The following is an 18,214-nucleotide window of genomic DNA, read 5'->3' as shown; positions in this document are numbered from 1 at the left end:
CGCGTAGGTGCGACGGACGTTCACGACAGGATGCAGAACCTTTCGAACGCCGGCATCACATCCTCCAGATCCTCGAAGATCATTGACGCACCGAGTTTCCCCAGAAAGCCGGAGCGCCTCAGGATTTCCATGGGCTCCTTGTGAAGTTCCGCGACCCCGAACATCAGGCCCCGCTCGGCGAACGTCGTCCGCACCTCTTCGAGCATGGCCGCGGCGGTCGAATCCACTTGGGCGATGGCGCTGGCGTCGAGCACGAACCACCGTGCATCCGAAGGCAGTTCGCCAGCCAGGCCCTCGAGGCGTGTCCTGACATAGTCGGCATTGAAGAACAGAATGCTGCCCTGAATCAGATTGACGGCCAATCCCGGGACGGGCTGCGCGGCCCTCGATCGGTGCAACTTGTAGAAGCCGGGCTTGCCTGCAATGCGTCCGAGCATTGCGTCTCGGGGGCGCATCTCCTTGAGCAGCACGTAAAGCAGCGTCGCGGAAACGGCGATGACGACGCCGCTCAGCACGCCCAAGCTGATCGCCCCCCACATGCTGATCAGGGCGAAGACGAATTCCAGGCGGCTGACGCGCCAGATCTCGCGCAGCCCGGCAATGTCTATGAGGCTCAGGGCGGCGGCAGCCAGAATGGCCCCGAGCGCGGGGATTGGCAGGAGCCGCAAGGCGTTGTTCAGGTAGAGCAGCAGCATCGTCAGGGCAAAGGCGGCAACGAGTCCCGACATCTGCGAACGCCCGCCGGCCGACATGTTGATGGCCGTCCGCGAGTCCGACACGGTGACGGGAAAGCCGCTGAACAAGCCCGAGGCGATGTTGGCGGCGCCAAAGCCGACAAGCTCCTTGTCGGCCTCCACCTCGAACTTGCCGCGCGCTCCGAAGCTGCGGGCTGCGACGAGACCCGAACTTAGACTGACCAGCCAGACCGCCCCGGCGCCAAGCAGGAGCTCCCTCATCGACAGCTTCACATCGGACGGAAAGGACAAGGCCGGAAAGACCTCTGGAAGCCCTCCGACGACCTGGATGCCCCTGCCCTCGAAATCGAAGAGCGCCGAGGCGACCCCCGCCATCACGACGACGATTAACGGGCCGGGGATCGGCAGGCGCAGACGCCCTAAAAGCAGCAGGAGCGCGAACATCGTCACCCCGAGCATAACCGACGGCCAGTGAATCAGATCGACTTTCTGGAACAGCTCGATGAAGGGAGGGAACAGGCCGTCGGCTTCGATCCGAACGCCGGTAAACCGTCCAATCTGTCCGACGAGGATGGAGATCGAGATTCCGCTGATGAAGCCGATCAGGATTGGGCGGGACAGGAAGGCGGCGATGGCGCCAAGGCCGAGTTTGGCCGCGGCGATGCAAAGCACTCCGACGCTCAGAGCCAGGGCCGCGGCCGCGACAACGCGATCGGCCGGAGTGGCGGCGGACATGCTCGCGAGCACGGCGGCCAGGACAGTCATCGTCGCCGCATCCGGCCCGATGATGAGTTGGCGCGAGGGCCCGAACAGGGCATAGCCGAGCAAAGGCAGGATGCTGGAATAGATCCCAACTTCTACGGGCAGGCCCGCGATAGCGGGATAGGCGATCGCACTGGGGATCGCGACGGCTGCGACCGCAAGGCCGGCGGTCACATCGTAGCGCAGCCAATCAGCCTTGTAGCCGGAGAAGCCGAGCAATATTGGAAATCGCGGCAACATCGATCTCCCTCGCGAGCCCTTAAGGACTGAAACCTCGGAAAATCTTCAGTTTTTCGACAGGTCGGTCCCATCCCTTCCTGTCATGTTCGCTCAGGCGGCCCCGAGGCCACTAGCGGCGCGCCAGTCCTTCGACGGCAGCGGCAGAACCATCGCCGCAGCATGGTATCGCCGGAAGCAGCGAAACGCCGTGCTGCGGCCCGATCCTGGACCTACATCACCGGGGCAACGCGCGCGCCTCTTCAGCGCGCAACCTTTTCGACGGCGCTCATCAGAGTCTCGTTCCGGTGAGATTTACAGTAAGCGGTGATTTTCTTGAGATTCCTGTCGACATACCTCAGATCGAGCATGGTGATGTTGTTGGCCGCATGGAAATATCCACCCATCCAAGCGCCGAGAACCTCTGCGTGATTGGCGCTCATCCCCCTGTATTGCTTGCAGGTCACGAGCGTCATATCCAGAATGACCTGAGAATGAGCCGCGCCGGAAGCGAACATCAGGGTCGAGAACAGTGCCAAGCTAACGGTTTTCATTTCTACCACTCCTAAGATGCCAGCCATCAACGTCTAGGGCAGCGCTCGCTCGATTGCGCTCATCAAGGTCACACCCGGATTTGACGTGCACCAATTCCGGACAGCCGCGACGTTTGCGGGGTAGCTGCTAAGGTCTACCTTCGAGTAGCCGCGCTTCTGATTGGCCCAGCCGCTCATCCACGCGCTCAGCACCTGCGCATTGCGCGCCGGGAGCTTCAGATAGTCCCCGCAGGTGATGCGAGGCATATCGATCATCACCTGCGCGGAGGCGGGAGCGCTGAACGAGCACCCCAGCAACAGCAAACAAATCGCAGCCCGTTTCATCGTCTTCCTCCTGCTCAATTGCGAATACGTCCCGCCGACCTCAGTCGACACGACCCTTGCGCTCTCCCCGCCGCCCGTCTCATTTGGCCCATGACCAGGCTCACGGCGCTTGTTCCGCGGGAGAGACTTTCTTCCAGCTGCTATCCGGATCGAATGACGCTATTCGCTTGGCGCGATCGGCTGTCTGCAAACCCAGGTCTTTCTGGTAGACCGTGCCTGCGTGGTTGATCATGAAGGTCATCACGCCGGAATTTCCGTACTCGGCCGGATAGGCGAGAAGCGCGAAGCCTCCGATCATCTTTCCGCCAACCACGTAGTTCAAAGTCCCCCCAGCCGCGGCGGGTCCCTGCCGGGTCAGTATCTTGTAGTAATAGCCATGAAATGGCGCGGGTCCGCCGTCGATGAGGTAGCCCTCCGCCGCCGCTCGCGCCGCAAGCTCTCCCAACGGGCTTGCGTCGCCGCCCTGCGACGATGCCCAGTAGAGGCCATCCTTCTGGCCCGGCCGACTGACGACACGTTGCGCGTAGACCCCGCGCCCCGATCCGGTCCGATCCTTGTCGGCGTACTCGTTCTGCGCATCGACATAAGCGAGGCAGACCTGGATGGCGTCGAGCTCGTTGCGGCCGATCCTTCGAAAGAGTATTTCCTGGCGGCCGGCGGCAGTGTCGAACTGCCAACGCTCCCCCTTGCGGAAAAGCGGGATCGGGAATGGAAAATCCTCCTGTCCGACAATCAGCGTCGCCTTGTCGCCGCTGGTCGTGACCTTGTGCTGCGCATCATAGGCTGCGACGAACCGCTTGCGTAACGCGGCATCGGCGATCTCGTCGCCGGAGGACAGGATATCGTCCCCCCCTCGCCCGAGCAGCGCACGCGCCCCTTTCACGTCGTCGCCGCGGACGGCCTTGACCAGCGCCTCGGCCGCCGCCTCCGGCGCGTTGAAGGATTGCTGGGCGCTCGCGGCAAAGGTCATAGCAAGCAACGCCACAGCGCTCATGCAAGATCGTTTCGTCGCAAACGAGCCAATCGGAGAAAACCGCGACATGGTGATTGCTTCCTATGTCCAGTGGATTGAAGGGTGACCGCTTGCCTGTTCCTTCATCTGCTAACGCTGGACTGATCCGGCCGGCACTTTCGCGCCGGTGGCCAGCCATTGATCATATGTCTGGAACGTGACGCCGAGGCGCTCATAGTGGACGCGCAGATAGCCGTCCTTCCCACGCGAGACCGCGCTGGGCATCACGGTTTGGACCTCCTGCGCCATCACGCCGACGAAGATCTTGTCGCTGTCATTGTAGGCGAAGCGATAGAATCCGAGGCCATCGGCCAGGTGGCCAAGAAGAACGATCTCGTGCTTGAGACGGATATCCGAACGGCGACCACCACCGCCTCGCCCGCCGCCGAAGCCTCCGCCGCCTCCCCTGAAGCCCCCGCCGCCGCCACCGGCGCGGAAGCCACCACCCCCGCCGCCGTGGAATCCTCTGCCGCCGCCAAAACCTCCGGCGCTCATGCCGCGGCCTCCGCCGGCAAACGACCTGCCGCCGCCAAAACCTGAATCGAAGCTGCTCCGTCCGCGCTGGGACTGAAAATTGGCGGCCCGGCCCGACTGCATGTTACCGAATGCACCGTCACGGCCTCTGCCGCCAGGCGTCCGACCCGCCGCTGGGCGCGTTGCGGCTCCCGGCCTTCCGGCCTGCGAGCGCTGCCCGCGACCACGATCGGCGCCAACGCGATCGCCCGATCCGCGATCCGACAAATTGGAGCGCCCGCCTCCCGGTTGACCCAGCTGGTCGCCACCTCGGCCACGGAAATCCATCCGCGCGTCACGGCCGGCCCGAGCAGTATTACTCCCGAACCGCTGCTGAACGTTGGCGTTATTGTATCGGACGCCCTGCCGATGTTGCGAGTTATGCTGCCAGTGCGAGACCCGATCGCGGTTGATATTGATATCGCCGCTGTTCCAGTTGACCCCACCGCCCCAGCCGCCCCAGTAGTTTCCGCCGGTCGCCCAACGGCCGAGCGCATATGCCGTTCCAAATGCGACCCCTGCCGCAAGCACACCTGTCGCGACATAGCCGACGCCCGAAAAATAATAGGGCGGGTACTGCGGATACGACCAGGCGCCGTAGACGACGGCGGGATCGTAATAGGGGACATAGACCGTATCGGCGACCGTCGGCGCGATCGAGATCGTCTGCCTGCCCTGCTCCTGGGCGACCGTGACCGTTTGCTGGATGCCTGACGTCAGCTTCTTGTTTTCATAAGCTTTCGACCTCATGCGCTGGACCGCATTCATGATGTCGGGCTGCTGGGCGAGGACTGCGTCGCCGAGCTTCTGGGTCCAGTCCAGCTTATCGCTCATCTGTTTGAGAACGGCGGGCGTGGCGACGAGCGCCTTGACGCTGTCGTCCCAGGCCTGCTTTTCAGCAGCCAGTTTCAGGGCGTCTCCGCTGAGCTTCTTGTTCCCGGCAGCCCAGCGATCCGCCTGCACCACTTCGAGCGGATAGGTCGATGCCATCAGCACCTGGGCCAGCAGAGCATCGGGATAGAGCGCGATGGGCGCGACCAATGCTTCCAGCTCCGCGGAACTGAGGAGCGCGTCGCTGGCCGCCGGCGGGTTTGCTGCGGCAGACGGTTGCGGCTGAGGTTGCGCCTGCACCGGCGCCTGCGCCCAGGACGGGGAGCACAGGGCAATCGCGATCGACCAGGCCATGAGATTCCGGGGAACCATGTGTCTCCTCCGACGTAGACGCGGCGGCAATCAGCTGCCGCGAAGCAACGCGTCATGTATTCCGCGTTGGGATCCTCATTTCTTCCGGCGGGCCGGTTTTGTGCCGGTGCCAGAGGTATTCGCGCCTGGATTAGGGTTGTCCCTCAGCGCTCGAAAAGCTTCGATATTGGCTTGTCCGGCCTCCATCGCATCGCGCATCGCGCCGCTCTGCTTCATGTCATAACTTTCCTGGAAGACATCCATGGCGCACCCGGCCGTTCTATTACAGGCGAAAGCTTCGCCTTTGCCGGCGTCCCACACCAAGGCAATGAAGGAAGCAACGAGAGCTGTGCCGACAACCAAATTCTTGGACATGGGGAAAGCATCCTCCACGAATATTTGTTCTAGTTCGCCTGCCAACGGCTGGCCGCCGCGGTTCGAGCGAGCAAGCTCGTCCAGTCGCTATCGAGGCGACGCCAGGGACGATCCGCCGTCGAGACTATTCACCGAAACCGCTACACCAGAAACCTGCCCTTAAGGACAATACGCCGGCACTTTCCATTGTGCTGAGGTAATCTGGAGAAATCAGTACGCACGTCTCACCCGATCATTGGATCGCCCGAACGCGAATAGCGTCCTCGGCGGCAGATGATCTGCGCCTTCGACAAACTCCGGAGTATCCGTGATGTCGACCTCCGCTCCAGACGCGCACGTCATCGATCATTTCTTTTCGGCGCCGTCGGCGCGGCAAGATCGCTGGCGCCAGCTTCACACCGTCGCGAGAGCCTGGGCCAAAGGCGCGGAGAAGCGGCGCGTCGTCGAAGCCGCGCTCGATGAAGTTGGTGTCATCGAGGAATTCCACGCCTTTCCCGGACAGCAGCTGATGACGGCCCTGCGCGAACGGCTTCAGAGTGACGATGCCGGTGGCTTCGCGCCTCTCGCGCAACGGATTTCGCTTGCGACCATCACCGGCAACTACAAGCACGACGCCAAGGAGTGGCAGGCCATCGATGCGTCCCTCGCGGAGCCGGCCGATCTGCTGCCGTCCTCTCTCGGGGATGCGCAACCGCACCGCCCCTATTTTGAACTCCTCGTATTGACGCCAGCCCCTGCGGCGCGGTGGCCGCATATTGCCGCCGAATTCCGGCGGCTGCGCCGGCCTGAAGACGCCTTCGTCTATGAGGCCGTGCTCGTCGGCAGCTTGGAAGATGCGATCTGCGCAGCCGTGATCAACCCGGACATCGCCGCCGTCGCCATCTACGAAGGCTTTGCGCTCAAATCACGTCACGATGCCCCCGTGCTCCGCAACGTTCTGGCCGCGCAACAGCCCACCTTGGCGAAGGCCGACGACGCCGACGTGGCGCTGCGGCTGGCGGCAACGCTGAAGCAGACACGGCCGGACCTGGACCTCTATCTCCTCTCGGACAGGAAAGTGGAGCGCCTTGCCGGCGATCCGCGCGCCGCGATGATCCGACGGGTCATGTACCAGATCGAGGAACCGCTCGAACTGCACCTCTCCGTGCTCGAGGGCATCAAGGCTCGCTTCGAGACGCCGTTCTTCGACAACCTGAAGCTCTACGCCCAGCGCCCGATCGCCACGTTCCACGCCCTGCCGATCGCACGGGGGAAGTCGGTGTTCCGATCGCCCTGGATCCGCGACATGGGGCAATTCTACGGGCTGAACCTCTTCCTGGCCGAAAGCAGCGCGACCACCGGGGGGCTCGACAGCCTGCTGGAACCGACGGGCACCATCAAACGCGCGCAGGACATGGCGGCAAGAGCCTTCGGCGCCGACCACGTCTTTTTCGTCACCAACGGGACGAGCACGTCGAACAAGATGGTGCTGCAGGCCCTCATCGCTCCCGGCGACATCGTCATCCTCGATCGCAACTGTCACAAGTCGCATCATTACGGACTGATGCTCTGCGGCGCGCAGCCCTTCTACGTCGACGCCTTTCCGATGGCGGAATTCTCGATGTACGGCGCCGTGCCGCTCCGCACGATCAAGCAGGCGCTGCTCGACCTCAAGGCGGAAGGCCGGCTCTACCGTGTGAAAATGGTTGACCTGACCAATTGCACCTTCGACGGCCACATCTACAACACACGCCGCGTGATGGAAGAGTGCCTGGCGATCAAGCCCGATCTCATCTTCCTTTGGGATGAAGCCTGGTTCGGATTCGCTCGTTGGTCGCCGTTCCTCAGGCCCCGCACCGCCATGGGAGCAGCGGCCGACATCGAAGCCTGGATGAAAGATCCAGGCTCGCTCACCCAGTACGAGCGCCAGCATGCCGAGCTCGGCGCCAAACCCTCCACGGAAGCCCTGCTGGACACCAGGCTTGTTCCCGACCCGCGCGCAATACGTCTACGGGTCTACCAGACCAACTCCACGCATAAGTCGATGTCGGCGATCCGTCAGGGATCGATGGTTCTCGTTCGGGACGTGGACTTCCACACCGTGGAGGCCCAGTTCCATGAGGCCGTCTTCACTCACGCATCCACGAGTCCGAACCAGCAGCTCATCGCCAGCCTCGACGTCGCTCGCCGGCAAATGGAGCTCGAGGGCTACGGCCTGGTGATGAACGCCATAGAGATCGCACTGGATATTCGCCGCGAGGTGAACACCCATCCGCTGATCTCGAAATATTTCAGCATCGTCGGCGCGGATGGCATGGTGCCCAAGGAGTATCGCACCAGCGGCTTCACCGATTTCCTGACGCCCGGCCTGCGCTGGGACGATCAGTTGCGCAGCATGCGGGAAGACGAGTTCTGCCTCGATCCGACCCGAATGACGCTGGTCTGCGGCACCGCCGGCTTCGACGGCACGGGCTTCAAGGGGCTGCTCGCGGCCGAATACAATATTCAGGTCAATAAGACCTCCCGCAACTCCGTCCTGCTGCAATCGAACATCAACAACACGCGCAGCGATGTCGCGCTGCTGATCAGCGTGCTGCTGAAGATCAGCAACGGCATCGAGACGCGCCTCCAGCACGGTGGCGAGGAAGCCCGGCGAACCCTCGCGGCCCGTGTCCAGAGCCTGATGAAGGATGTGCCGGACCTCCCTGATTTCAGCCGCTTCCACGAGACGTTCCGCGGTGACGCCGGCAAAGCCACGCCCGAGGGCGACATCCGCACCGCATTCTTCGCGGCCTACGCCCCGGAGCAGTGCGAGTATGTCGGGATAGACAGCCCGGAATGCGATCGCCGCCTGCGGGAGGGACCCGAGATGGTCTCGGCCAATTTCGTGATCCCCTACCCGCCCGGCTTCCCGATCATGGTGCCCGGCCAGGTAGTTACGGAAGAGACGATCACCTTCATGCGCAAGCTCGATGTGAAGGAGATCCATGGCTACGAGAAGGCGAAGGGCCTCAAGCTGCTGCGAGCAGATGCGCTCATGCACGGGCGGGGCACGAACGTCCTCGAAGCCGGCCGCAAAAAGCCGCGTGCAGCCTAGGCGACACGCAAGAGCGCTGCAGCTCGGCACCGCTTTCAGCAAGAGGGGATGAGCATGTTCGAATGGTTCGTCAGCACGCTTCGCAGCTATCCCGAGATCGCGCTCTTTCTGTCGCTTGCGATTGGCTACTACGTGGGCGGCTTTTCCTATCGAGGCTTCAGCCTCGGCGCGGTGACCTCGACCCTGATCGCCGCCGTCATCATCGGGCAGCTCGGCATAACGATCTCGCCCAACGTCAAGTCGACCTTCTTCCTGATGTTCCTCTTCGCCGTGGGCTACGGCGTGGGTCCGCAATTTGTCCGCGGCATCGCAAAGGACGGAGCGCCGCAGGCTCTGTTCGCCGTCATCGTCTGCGTGTTCTGCCTGGTTGCGCCGTTCATATGCGCAAGATTGGCGGGCTATCACCCAGGCTACGCCGCAGGACTCCTGGCAGGCTCCCAAACCATTTCGGCCTCGATGGGGTTGGCCACCGACGCCATCAACCGCCTCGGCCTTTCGCCGGAGCAGACGAAGGAATTGCTCGATGCGATGCCCATCGCCTATGCGGTGACCTACATTTTCGGAACCGTGGGCTCCGCAGTGGTTCTGGCCCAGATCGGCCCCAAGCTGCTCGGTATCGACCTCGTCCAGGCCTGCAGGGACTATGAGGCGCGCCTGGGCGGTGGAAAGGAGATCGGTGGACCCGGCTCCGCGTGGCGGCGTTTCGAGCTGCGGGCCTTTCGCGTGCCCAGCGGCGGGCGCGCCGTCGGCATGCGGGCAGCGGAGGCAGAGGCGCTCGTTCCCGACGCACGCGTCTTCGTGGAGCGCATCCGCCGCGACGGCGTCATCGAGGACGCGACCGCAGACACCGTGCTGCGCGCCGGCGACATCATCGCCGTCGCCGGCCCGCGCGATGCACTGGTCAATCTGATCGGCCACGCGGCCGAAGAGGTCGAAGACCCCGAGCTTCTCGACATCAAGGCCGAGGGCATCGATGTCTACGTCACCAGCAGCGCCGCCGATGGAAAGACGCTGACCGAACTCTCCGCGCTGCCGTCGGCGCGCGGCATCTTTCTTCGGCGGATCGTCAGGGGAGCGACTGCGACCAACATTCCCATCCTGGCGAACACGATCATCCACCGCGGCGACATCCTGACCATCGTTGGCCGCACTCAGGACATTGCCGCCGTCGCCAAGGTCATCGGACATCTCGACCGTCCCAGCGACGCGGCCGACGTCGCCTTCATTGGCGGTGCGATCACGCTCGGCGCGTTGATTGGAGCCATTGTCTTCAAGATCGGCGGGGTGCCGCTGACGCTTTCCACCGCCGGCGGCGCGTTGATCTCCGGTCTTGTCTTCGGCTGGCTCCGCTCGGTCCGCCCCGTATTCGGCCGGATTCCCTCTTCGACCGTCTGGTTCATGAATTCGGTTGGCCTCAACATGTTCATCGCCGTCGTCGGGATCTCTGCCGGGCCGGGCTTTGTCAGGGGACTCCAAACCCAGGGTCTCGGCTTGTTCATCTGGGGCATGGTCGCGACGTCCGTACCCCTGATTCTCGCGATGTTCGTCGGGAAGTTCGTGTTCCGGTTCGATCCGGCGATCCTGCTGGGCGCCTGCGCCGGCGCGCGCACGACGACGGCTGCTCTCGGCATGATCTGCGAAAGCGCCAAGAGCCAAGTGCCCGCCCTAGGTTACACCGTGACCTACGCGGTCGGAAATACGCTGCTCACAATCTGGGGAATGGTCATCATCATATTGATGACTTAGCCATATTTGCAGGTGGAGAATTATCATGGACCTCGTTAAGCTACACAACTTCGAAAAACTCAGCCCCTTCGAGATCAAGGACGAGCTGATCAAGCTTGCGAAGCAAACCGCGCAAACGTCATCGCTGGCGCTGCTGAACGCCGGACGCGGCAACCCGAATTGGGTGGCCACGATCCCCCGGGAGGCGTTTTTCCTCCTGGGGCAGTTTGCCATCACCGAGAGCAGACGCGTGATGCAAAAGCCGGCCGGCATCGGCGGGATGCCGAAGGCCGACGGCATCGCCCTGCGGTTCGAAGCCTGGATCGCGGGTCAACAGAGTTCGCCCGGCGCGGAATTTCTAAGAGAAATGGTGCCGTTCGCCGTCAAGAAATTCGACTTCAAGCCCGATGCCTTCGTGCACGAGCTCGTCGATTCCATCATCGGCGACAACTATCCCGTTCCCGATCGCATGCTCGTCCATAATGAGCGCATCGTGCACGAATACCTGATGTGGGCGATGTGCGGCGATCCGCGTCCTCCCGGCCAGTTCGATCTCTATGCGGTCGAAGGCGGGACGGCGGCCATGTGCTACATCTTCAAATCACTGAAGGCCAATCGGCTGCTGAACGCAGGCGATACCATCGCCCTTGGGACGCCGATCTTCACGCCCTATCTCGAAATGCCTCATCTCGAGGATTACGGCCTGAAGATCGTCACGGTGGCAGCCCCGCAGGAGAACCGCTTCCAGTTCACCGATGCCGAGCTCAAGAAACTCGAGGACCCGAAGATCAAGGCCTTCTTCGTGGTGAACCCCGGCAATCCCTACGCGGTTGCCTTGAGCGAGGAGACGATCGCCAAGATCGTGAACCTGGTCCAGACCAAGCGCCCCGATCTGATGATCCTCACCGACGACGTGTACGGCACCTTCGTGAAAGGGTTCCGCGGCCTGCTCGGCGCGCTCCCCCACAACACCATCGGCGTCTACTCCTATTCCAAGTATTTTGGCTGCACCGGCTGGCGGCTGGGCACGATCGCCATTCACCGGGAGAACGTTTTCGACCGGAAAATCGCCGATCACCCCGAGGACATCAAACGCGTGCTCGATGCTCGCTATGGCGCACTGACGCTGCAACCTCGCGAGATCAGGATGATCGACCGGATCGTCGCCGACAGCCGCGATGTCGCGCTGAATCATACGGCCGGGCTTTCCCTCCCGCAGCAGGTGATGATGTCCATTTTCTCCCTGGCGGAGATGATGGATGAGGCGAAGGCCTATCAAAAGGCCTGCATGGACATCGTCCAGAACCGCTTCGCTCAGATGATCACGGGCCTCGGTATCGAGCTGACGGAAAACCAGCTCTACGATCGCTATTACGGCCTTGTCGACTTTGAATACTGGGCCAATAAATATGTCGGCCCGGACGTCGTCGCCTATATGAAGGAGCACGTCCATCCTCTGGACATCGTGTTCCGCCTGGCCGAGGACCATGGGATCGTGCTGCTGAACGGAGGCGGCTTCTCTGCTCCGGACTGGTCGGTTCGGGTATCCTTCGCCAATCTCGACGACGAGGTCTACGCCCAGATCGGGCGGGCGACACGGGCGGTCGCTCGCAGCTATCGACAGGCCTTCGAAGCCTACAAACTGGCTCAGAAGAATATGAAGCAGCCAGCTTAGCCCGTTCGGAATTCGCTGACGCAGGGCGTCTGGCGTGACTGTCGAGAACCGGAGCGCAGCGGACTGCAGTCCGCAAGCTTCGGAAGCCGGCAGCAGCGCCAAACGACCGCGGCGGAAGATTAACGAACAAGAACTTTGTTGAATACACGATATATTCTCTAAGATTCGCTTTTATATTGAGCGCATCTTAGAGAATATATTGAGCATTAATCGAAAAATTTCTGGCGGATGCAATATGCATTACATTGTATCGGCTCTACGCGAGAACCCGGAACTCGCGATCTTCCTTACCATCGCAATCGGTTTTTTGATTGGCCGCGCGAAATTTGGAGGCTTCAGCCTCGGAACCGTCGTGGGTTGCCTGCTGGCCGGCGTTCTGATCGGCCAGCTCGACATCAAGGTTCCGCCGCTGGTCAAGACGATCTTCTTCGACCTCTTCCTGTTCACGACGGGCTACAAGGTCGGGCCGCAATTCTTCCGCGCGCTGAAGAAGGACGCGCTGCCGCAGGTGATCTTGACCGTGTTGCTGTGCGTCACCTGCCTGCTGACGGCCTTCGCCTTTTCGAAGATCATGAATTACGATGTCGGGACGGCGGCCGGGCTCCTCGCCGGGGCCTTCTCGGAATCGACCGTCATCGGCACGGCGGGCGAAGCGATCCAGCGCCTCGCCATTCCCGCCGCCGAGAAGGCGGCGTTGGTCAATAACATTCCGGTCGCCTATGCCGTGACCTATCTCGTGGGTACCGCCGCGCTCGTCTGGTACATCCCGACGATCGGCCCAAAGCTCATGGGCATCAACCTGCGGGAAACCGCGGCGCGAATGAAATCAGACGTGGAAGAGGCGGCAGGTGAGGCGGAAGGTATCGTCTCTGCCGCGCATGCGTTCGACGTTCGAGCCTATCAGGTCACCAATCCGCAGCTTCTAGGCAAGACGATTGCCGCTATCGAAGCTCTTCCCAAAGAGACGCGGGCCTTCATCCTGCGGGTTCGCAGCGGCGATCGCTTGTTGGAACCCGCCCCCGACCTCGTCATCCGAGACGGCGATGTCGTTGCAGTCATGGCGAGGCAGGAGGCCCATGCGATGCGCGGCGACGCCATCGGCCATGAGGTCGTCGACCAGGGGCTTCTCGGCATTTCAATTGAGGCCCTGGATGTCGTCGTGACCAACCGGTCTTTCGACGGGGCGAAGCTCTCCAGGCTGGCCGAGACCGACTTCGCGCGCGGGGTGTTCCTATCCAGGCTGACCCGCTCGGGCATCAGGATGCCGGTCGCGGCCGACAGCCGCGTCAACCTGGGAGACGTGATGTCTCTCATCGGCCCCCTTCCCGCGGTCGAGCGGGCGGCAGCAGGGCTCGGCTACCCCGACCGCCGGACCGCGGCAACGGACATGGTCTTCGTCGGCCTCGGGATTTTCGTCGGAGGGCTGCTCGGCCTGCTCTCGGTCGTTGTCTGGGGCGTGCCGCTAACGCTCACCGCGAGCGGCGGCGCGCTGATCATGGGCCTGGTCTTCGGGTGGCTCAGGTCGGTCTACCCCTTCTTCGGGCGAATTCCGGAGCCGGCGATCTGGATCTTCGATACGTTGGGTCTTTGCGTTTTCATCGGCGTCGTGGGTCTGAGCGCCGGCCCCAGCTTCGTGTCCGGCTTGCAAACGACAGGGGTCAGCCTCGTCGTCGTCGGCCTGGTTTCCGCCCTGCTGCCTCACACGATCGGGATTCTCTTCGGCCATTACGTGCTGAAGATGAACCCTCTCATCGTTCTAGGCGCTTGCGCCGGAGCGGGCACGATCACGGCAGCACTCCGCGCGGTACAGGAGGAGGCTCAAAGCAGCACCCCCGCATTGGGATACACGGTCCCCTATGCGATCGGAAACATTCTCCTGACAGCCTGGGGGCCGATCCTCGTGGCGATGATGTCGATGTAGGCTGAAGCCGGAAATAATTGGCGGAATGCAGAACTGCGGCCTTGGGTTCCGCAGTTGCGCGATACATCTTTCGAGCGATTCCTACGGTGCCCCTTTCCGCCAAATAGCTCCGAGCGCTCGCCGCCAGATTGGAATGCGCCATCCATCGTCCCGCCCGCTTTCCCTCAACGGCTGCGAGAAGAACAAAAAAAGAACTTGAAGACGAGAACAAACCATGATCATATTTGCGCAATGGCGCGCATTGAGATGTGGTCGCGCCCCTGCCATAAGGAGCGCGCACCGTGAATCAGGCGAATCTCAGGCTCGTGGAAGGCTCCTCGATGGACAAGGCCAAGGCGCTCGACGCCGCGCTCTCGCAGATCGAACGCGCCTTCGGCAAGGGCTCGATCATGCGGCTGGGCAAGAACCAGCAGGCGATAGAGATCGAGACCATCTCGACCGGCTCGCTCGGGCTCGACATCGCGCTCGGCGTCGGCGGCCTGCCCCGCGGCCGCGTCGTCGAGATCTACGGCCCTGAATCCTCCGGCAAGACCACGCTCGCGCTGCACACCATCGCCGAAGCCCAGAAGAAGGGCGGCGTCTGCGCCTTCGTCGATGCCGAGCATGCACTCGACCCGGTCTATGCCCGCAAGCTCGGCGTCAACCTCGACGACCTCCTGATCTCGCAGCCCGATACCGGCGAGCAGGCGCTCGAGATCACCGACACGCTGGTCCGCTCCGGCGCGATCGACGTGCTCGTGGTCGATTCGGTGGCGGCGCTGACGCCTCGCGCCGAGATCGAGGGCGAGATGGGCGATGTCCAGCCCGGCCTGCAGGCCCGCCTGATGAGCCAGGCCCTGCGCAAGCTCACCGCCTCGATCTCGCGCTCGAACTGCATGGTCATCTTCATCAACCAGATCCGCATGAAGATCGGCGTGATGTACGGTTCGCCGGAGACCACGACCGGCGGCAACGCGCTCAAGTTCTACGCCTCCGTCCGCCTCGACATCCGCCGCGTCTCGACGCTGAAAGAGCGCGACGAGGCGACCGGCAACCAGGTTCGCGTCAAGGTCGTCAAGAACAAGGTCGCGCCGCCCTTCAAGCAGGTCGAGTTCGACATCATGTTCGGCGAGGGCATCTCGAAGGTCGGTGAGCTGGTCGATCTCGGCGTCAAGGCCGGCATCGTCGAGAAGTCCGGCGCCTGGTTCTCCTTCGACAGCCAGCGGCTCGGCCAGGGCCGCGAGAACGCCAAGACCTTCCTCAAGGCCAATCCTGATCTGGCGGCCCGCATCGAGGCCATGATCCGGCAGAATTCCGGCGTGCTCGCCGAGCGCATCCTCGACCAGGCGACGCCGACCGAAGACGATCTCGACGAGGGCGATGCTTGAGCTTGCTGCCGCCGCGGCATCTTTCCTGGCGGGCGGCCCTCGGGTCGCCCGTTTTCGTTTGGACGCCAAGGCTTTGGCGCCGAGTTTCTGGACAGGCGCAGAAGCGCTGACTAGAACCGATCATCCTGCCGGGTCCGTCCGGCGTTCTGCCCTGAAACCAGAGTTCGAATTGCGATGACCGGCGTCAACGAGATCAGGTCCACCTTCCTCGATTACTTCAAGGCGAACGGCCATGAGGTGCTGCCCTCGAGCCCGCTCGTGCCGCGCAACGACCCGACGCTGATGTTCGCCAATTCGGGCATGGTTCAGTTCAAGAACGTCTTCACCGGACAGGAGAAGCGACCCTATTCGCGCGCCACCACGGCGCAGAAATGCGTGCGCGCCGGCGGCAAGCATAACGACCTCGACAATGTCGGCTATACAGCGCGCCACCACACCTTCTTCGAGATGCTGGGGAACTTCTCCTTCGGCGACTATTTCAAGGAACAGGCGATCACCCATGCCTGGACCCTGATCACGCGCGAATTCGGCCTTCCGAAGGAAAAGCTGACCGTCACCGTCTATTCCGAGGATGACGAGGCGCACGGGCTCTGGAAGAAGATCGCCGGCCTGCCGGATTCGCGCATCATCCGCATCGCGACCTCCGACAATTTCTGGCGCATGGGCGATACCGGCCCGTGCGGCCCCTGCTCCGAGATCTTCTACGACCATGGCGACCACATCCCCGGCGGCCCCCCGGGCTCGCCGGACGAGGATGGCGACCGCTTCATCGAGATCTGGAACCTCGTCTTCATGCAGTACGAGGAGGCCGCCGGCGGCATCCGCTCGAACCTGCCGCGGCCCTCGATCGACACGGGCATGGGGCTGGAGCGCATCGCCGCCGTGCTCCAGGGCACGCATGACAACTACGCGATCGACCTCTTCGCCGCGCTGATCCGCGCCATCGCCGACCTGACCTCGGTCGAATCCGACGGGCCGATGAAGGCGAGCCACCGCGTCATCGCCGACCACCTGCGCTGCTCCGCCTTCCTGATCGCCGACGGCGTGCTGCCCTCGAACGAGGGCCGCGGCTACGTGCTGCGCCGGATCATGCGCCGCGGCATGCGCCATGCGCAGCTGCTCGGCGCCAAGGAGCCGCTGCTGCACAAGCTCGTGCCGGTCCTGATCCGCGAGATGGGCCAGGCCTATCCCGAACTGGTGCGGGCCGAATCCCTGATCAGCGAGACGCTGAAGCTGGAGGAGGGGCGCTTCCGCACCACGCTGGCGCGCGGCCTCTCGCTCCTCGACGACGCGGCCAGCGGCCTCACCTCCGGCCAGAACCTCAAGGGCGATGTCGCCTTCACGCTCTACGACACCTACGGCTTCCCGCTCGACCTGACCCAGGATGCGCTGCGCTCCCGCGGCGTCGGCGTCGATCTCGACGGCTTCGATGCGGCGATGCAGCAGCAGAAGGCCAAGGCGCGCGCCGCCTGGGCCGGCACCGGCGAGGCCGCGACCGAGACGCTCTGGTTCCCGCTGCGCGACAAGGTCGGCGCGACCGAGTTCCTCGGCTACGATACCGAAACGGCCGAGGGCGTCGTCACCGCGCTGGCCCGCGACAATGCCGAGGTCGAGAGCCTGAAGGCCGGCGAGAGCGGCATCGTCCTGTTCAACCAGACGCCGTTCTACGGCGAATCCGGCGGCCAGGTCGGCGATACCGGCACGCTCAGCGGCGCCGGCTTCACGGCCGAAGTCACGGACGTGCAGAAGAAGCTCGGCGACGTCTTCGCCCATTCGGTCAAGGTCACCTCGGGCGAGATCAAGCTCGGCGCGGCCACCGAGTTGACGGTCAATCACATCAGGCGCAGCGCCATCCGCGCCAACCACTCGGCGACGCACCTGCTGCACGAGGCGCTCCGGCTCGTGCTCGGCGACCATGTCGCGCAGAAGGGCTCGCTGGTCTCGCCCGACCGGCTGCGCTTCGACTTCTCGCATCCCAAGCCGATCTCGGACGAGGAGCTCGCCAAGGTCGAGGAGATCGCCAACGCGATCGTGCTGCGCAACGAGCCGGTGACGACGCGGCTGATGAGCGTCGACGAGGCGATCGCCTCCGGCGCCCGCGCCCTGTTCGGCGAGAAATACGGCGACGAGGTCCGGGTCGTCGCGATGGGCACGAATGACGCCGGCAAGGCCTATTCGGTCGAGCTCTGCGGCGGCACGCATGCGGCCCGCACCGGCGATATCGGCCTGGTCAGCGTCGTCGGCGAGGGCGCGGTCGCGGCCGGCGTGCGCCGTCTCGAGGCGATGACCGGCAGCAATGCCCGCCGCCAGCTCAACGCCGATTCGAGGCGCCTGCATAACCTCGCCGGCCTGCTCAAGGTCCCGGCCACCGAAGCCGAGGCGCGGCTCGCCGTGCTGATCGAGGAGCGCCGCAAGCTCGACCGCGAGCTGACCGACGCCCGCAAGAAGCTCGCCATGGGCGGCGGTGGCGCAGCCGAGGACCCGATCCAGGAGATCGCCGGCGCCAGGCTCCTGGCTCGTGCCGTCACGGGCGTCGAGATGAAGGACCTGAAGAGCCTCGTCGATGAGGCCAAGACTCGCGTCGGCTCCGGTGTCGTCGCCATCGTCGGTGTCGCCGAGGACGGCAAGGCCGGCGTCGTCGTCGGCGTCACCGAGGACCTGACGGCGCGCTTCGATGCGGTCGCGCTGGTCCGCGCCGCTTCCGAGCAACTCGGCGGCAAGGGCGGCGGCGGCCGCCGCGACATGGCCCAGGCCGGCGGGCCGGACGGGGCCAAGGCCCAGGCGGCGCTCGACGCAGTCGCCGCAGCGATGGCCTGA

12 protein-coding genes are annotated in these 18,214 nt (G+C 63.6%); 6 read left to right on the top strand and 6 right to left on the bottom strand.

Annotation, left to right across the window (positions count from 1 at the left end; genetic code table 11):
* Positions 1 to 20: 20 nt before the first annotated feature.
* The 6 genes from DWF00_RS09610 to DWF00_RS29045 form a co-directional block, all read right to left on the bottom strand.
* Positions 21 to 1,697, bottom strand: a complete 1,677-nt coding sequence (locus DWF00_RS09610) for a SulP family inorganic anion transporter (protein WP_114827374.1) — start codon at positions 1,695 to 1,697, stop codon at positions 21 to 23.
* A gap of 239 nt (positions 1,698 to 1,936) precedes the next feature.
* A complete protein-coding gene (locus DWF00_RS09605; RefSeq protein WP_114827373.1) occupies positions 1,937 to 2,227 on the bottom strand; it encodes an HdeA/HdeB family chaperone in 291 nt (96 codons plus the stop codon).
* Between the two features lie 33 nt (positions 2,228 to 2,260).
* The gene (locus DWF00_RS09600) at positions 2,261 to 2,551 is read right to left on the bottom strand and encodes an HdeA/HdeB family chaperone (protein ID WP_114827984.1); all 291 of its coding nucleotides are present in this window, start codon (positions 2,549 to 2,551) and stop codon (positions 2,261 to 2,263) included.
* A 100-nt stretch (positions 2,552 to 2,651) separates the two neighbouring features.
* Entirely contained in the window at positions 2,652 to 3,545 is an 894-nt protein-coding gene (locus DWF00_RS09595) for a DUF2950 domain-containing protein (RefSeq protein ID WP_245973815.1), read from the bottom strand.
* A 108-nt stretch (positions 3,546 to 3,653) separates the two neighbouring features.
* Positions 3,654 to 5,261, bottom strand: coding sequence for a DUF3300 domain-containing protein (locus DWF00_RS09590; protein ID WP_245973814.1), 1,608 nt, complete (start codon positions 5,259 to 5,261; stop codon positions 3,654 to 3,656).
* A 93-nt stretch (positions 5,262 to 5,354) separates the two neighbouring features.
* Positions 5,355 to 5,633: a hypothetical protein gene (locus DWF00_RS29045; protein WP_114827370.1), complete on the bottom strand. Its 279-nt coding sequence runs from the start codon at positions 5,631 to 5,633 to the stop codon at positions 5,355 to 5,357.
* Positions 5,634 to 5,943: 310 nt separating this feature from the next.
* Here DWF00_RS29045 and DWF00_RS09585 point away from each other — a divergent pair, with 310 nt between their 5' ends.
* From DWF00_RS09585 to alaS, 6 genes are all read left to right on the top strand, one after another.
* The gene (locus DWF00_RS09585) at positions 5,944 to 8,709 is read left to right on the top strand and encodes an aminotransferase class I/II-fold pyridoxal phosphate-dependent enzyme (protein ID WP_114827369.1); all 2,766 of its coding nucleotides are present in this window, start codon (positions 5,944 to 5,946) and stop codon (positions 8,707 to 8,709) included.
* 54 nt (positions 8,710 to 8,763) lie between these two features.
* Positions 8,764 to 10,455, top strand: coding sequence for an aspartate-alanine antiporter (aspT, locus tag DWF00_RS09580; RefSeq protein WP_114827983.1), 1,692 nt, complete (start codon positions 8,764 to 8,766; stop codon positions 10,453 to 10,455).
* Between the two features lie 25 nt (positions 10,456 to 10,480).
* Positions 10,481 to 12,109 (top strand): aspartate 4-decarboxylase, encoded by a 1,629-nt coding sequence (gene aspD, locus DWF00_RS09575; protein WP_114827368.1) that lies wholly within the window; start codon positions 10,481 to 10,483, stop codon positions 12,107 to 12,109.
* Between the two features lie 235 nt (positions 12,110 to 12,344).
* Entirely contained in the window at positions 12,345 to 14,030 is a 1,686-nt protein-coding gene (aspT, locus tag DWF00_RS09570; RefSeq protein ID WP_114827367.1) for an aspartate-alanine antiporter, read from the top strand.
* 281 nt (positions 14,031 to 14,311) lie between these two features.
* Positions 14,312 to 15,397: a recombinase RecA gene (gene recA, locus DWF00_RS09565; protein ID WP_281270137.1), complete on the top strand. Its 1,086-nt coding sequence runs from the start codon at positions 14,312 to 14,314 to the stop codon at positions 15,395 to 15,397.
* A gap of 174 nt (positions 15,398 to 15,571) precedes the next feature.
* Positions 15,572 to 18,214, top strand: a complete 2,643-nt coding sequence (alaS, locus tag DWF00_RS09560) for an alanine--tRNA ligase (RefSeq protein ID WP_114827366.1) — start codon at positions 15,572 to 15,574, stop codon at positions 18,212 to 18,214.

Origin of the sequence: Allobosea caraganae (genome assembly GCF_003351345.1) — a bacterium.
GTDB lineage: Bacteria > Pseudomonadota > Alphaproteobacteria > Rhizobiales > Beijerinckiaceae > Allobosea > Allobosea caraganae.
Note: the sequence above shows the minus strand (reverse complement) of the source record. Positions and strands in the feature narration are given on the sequence as shown.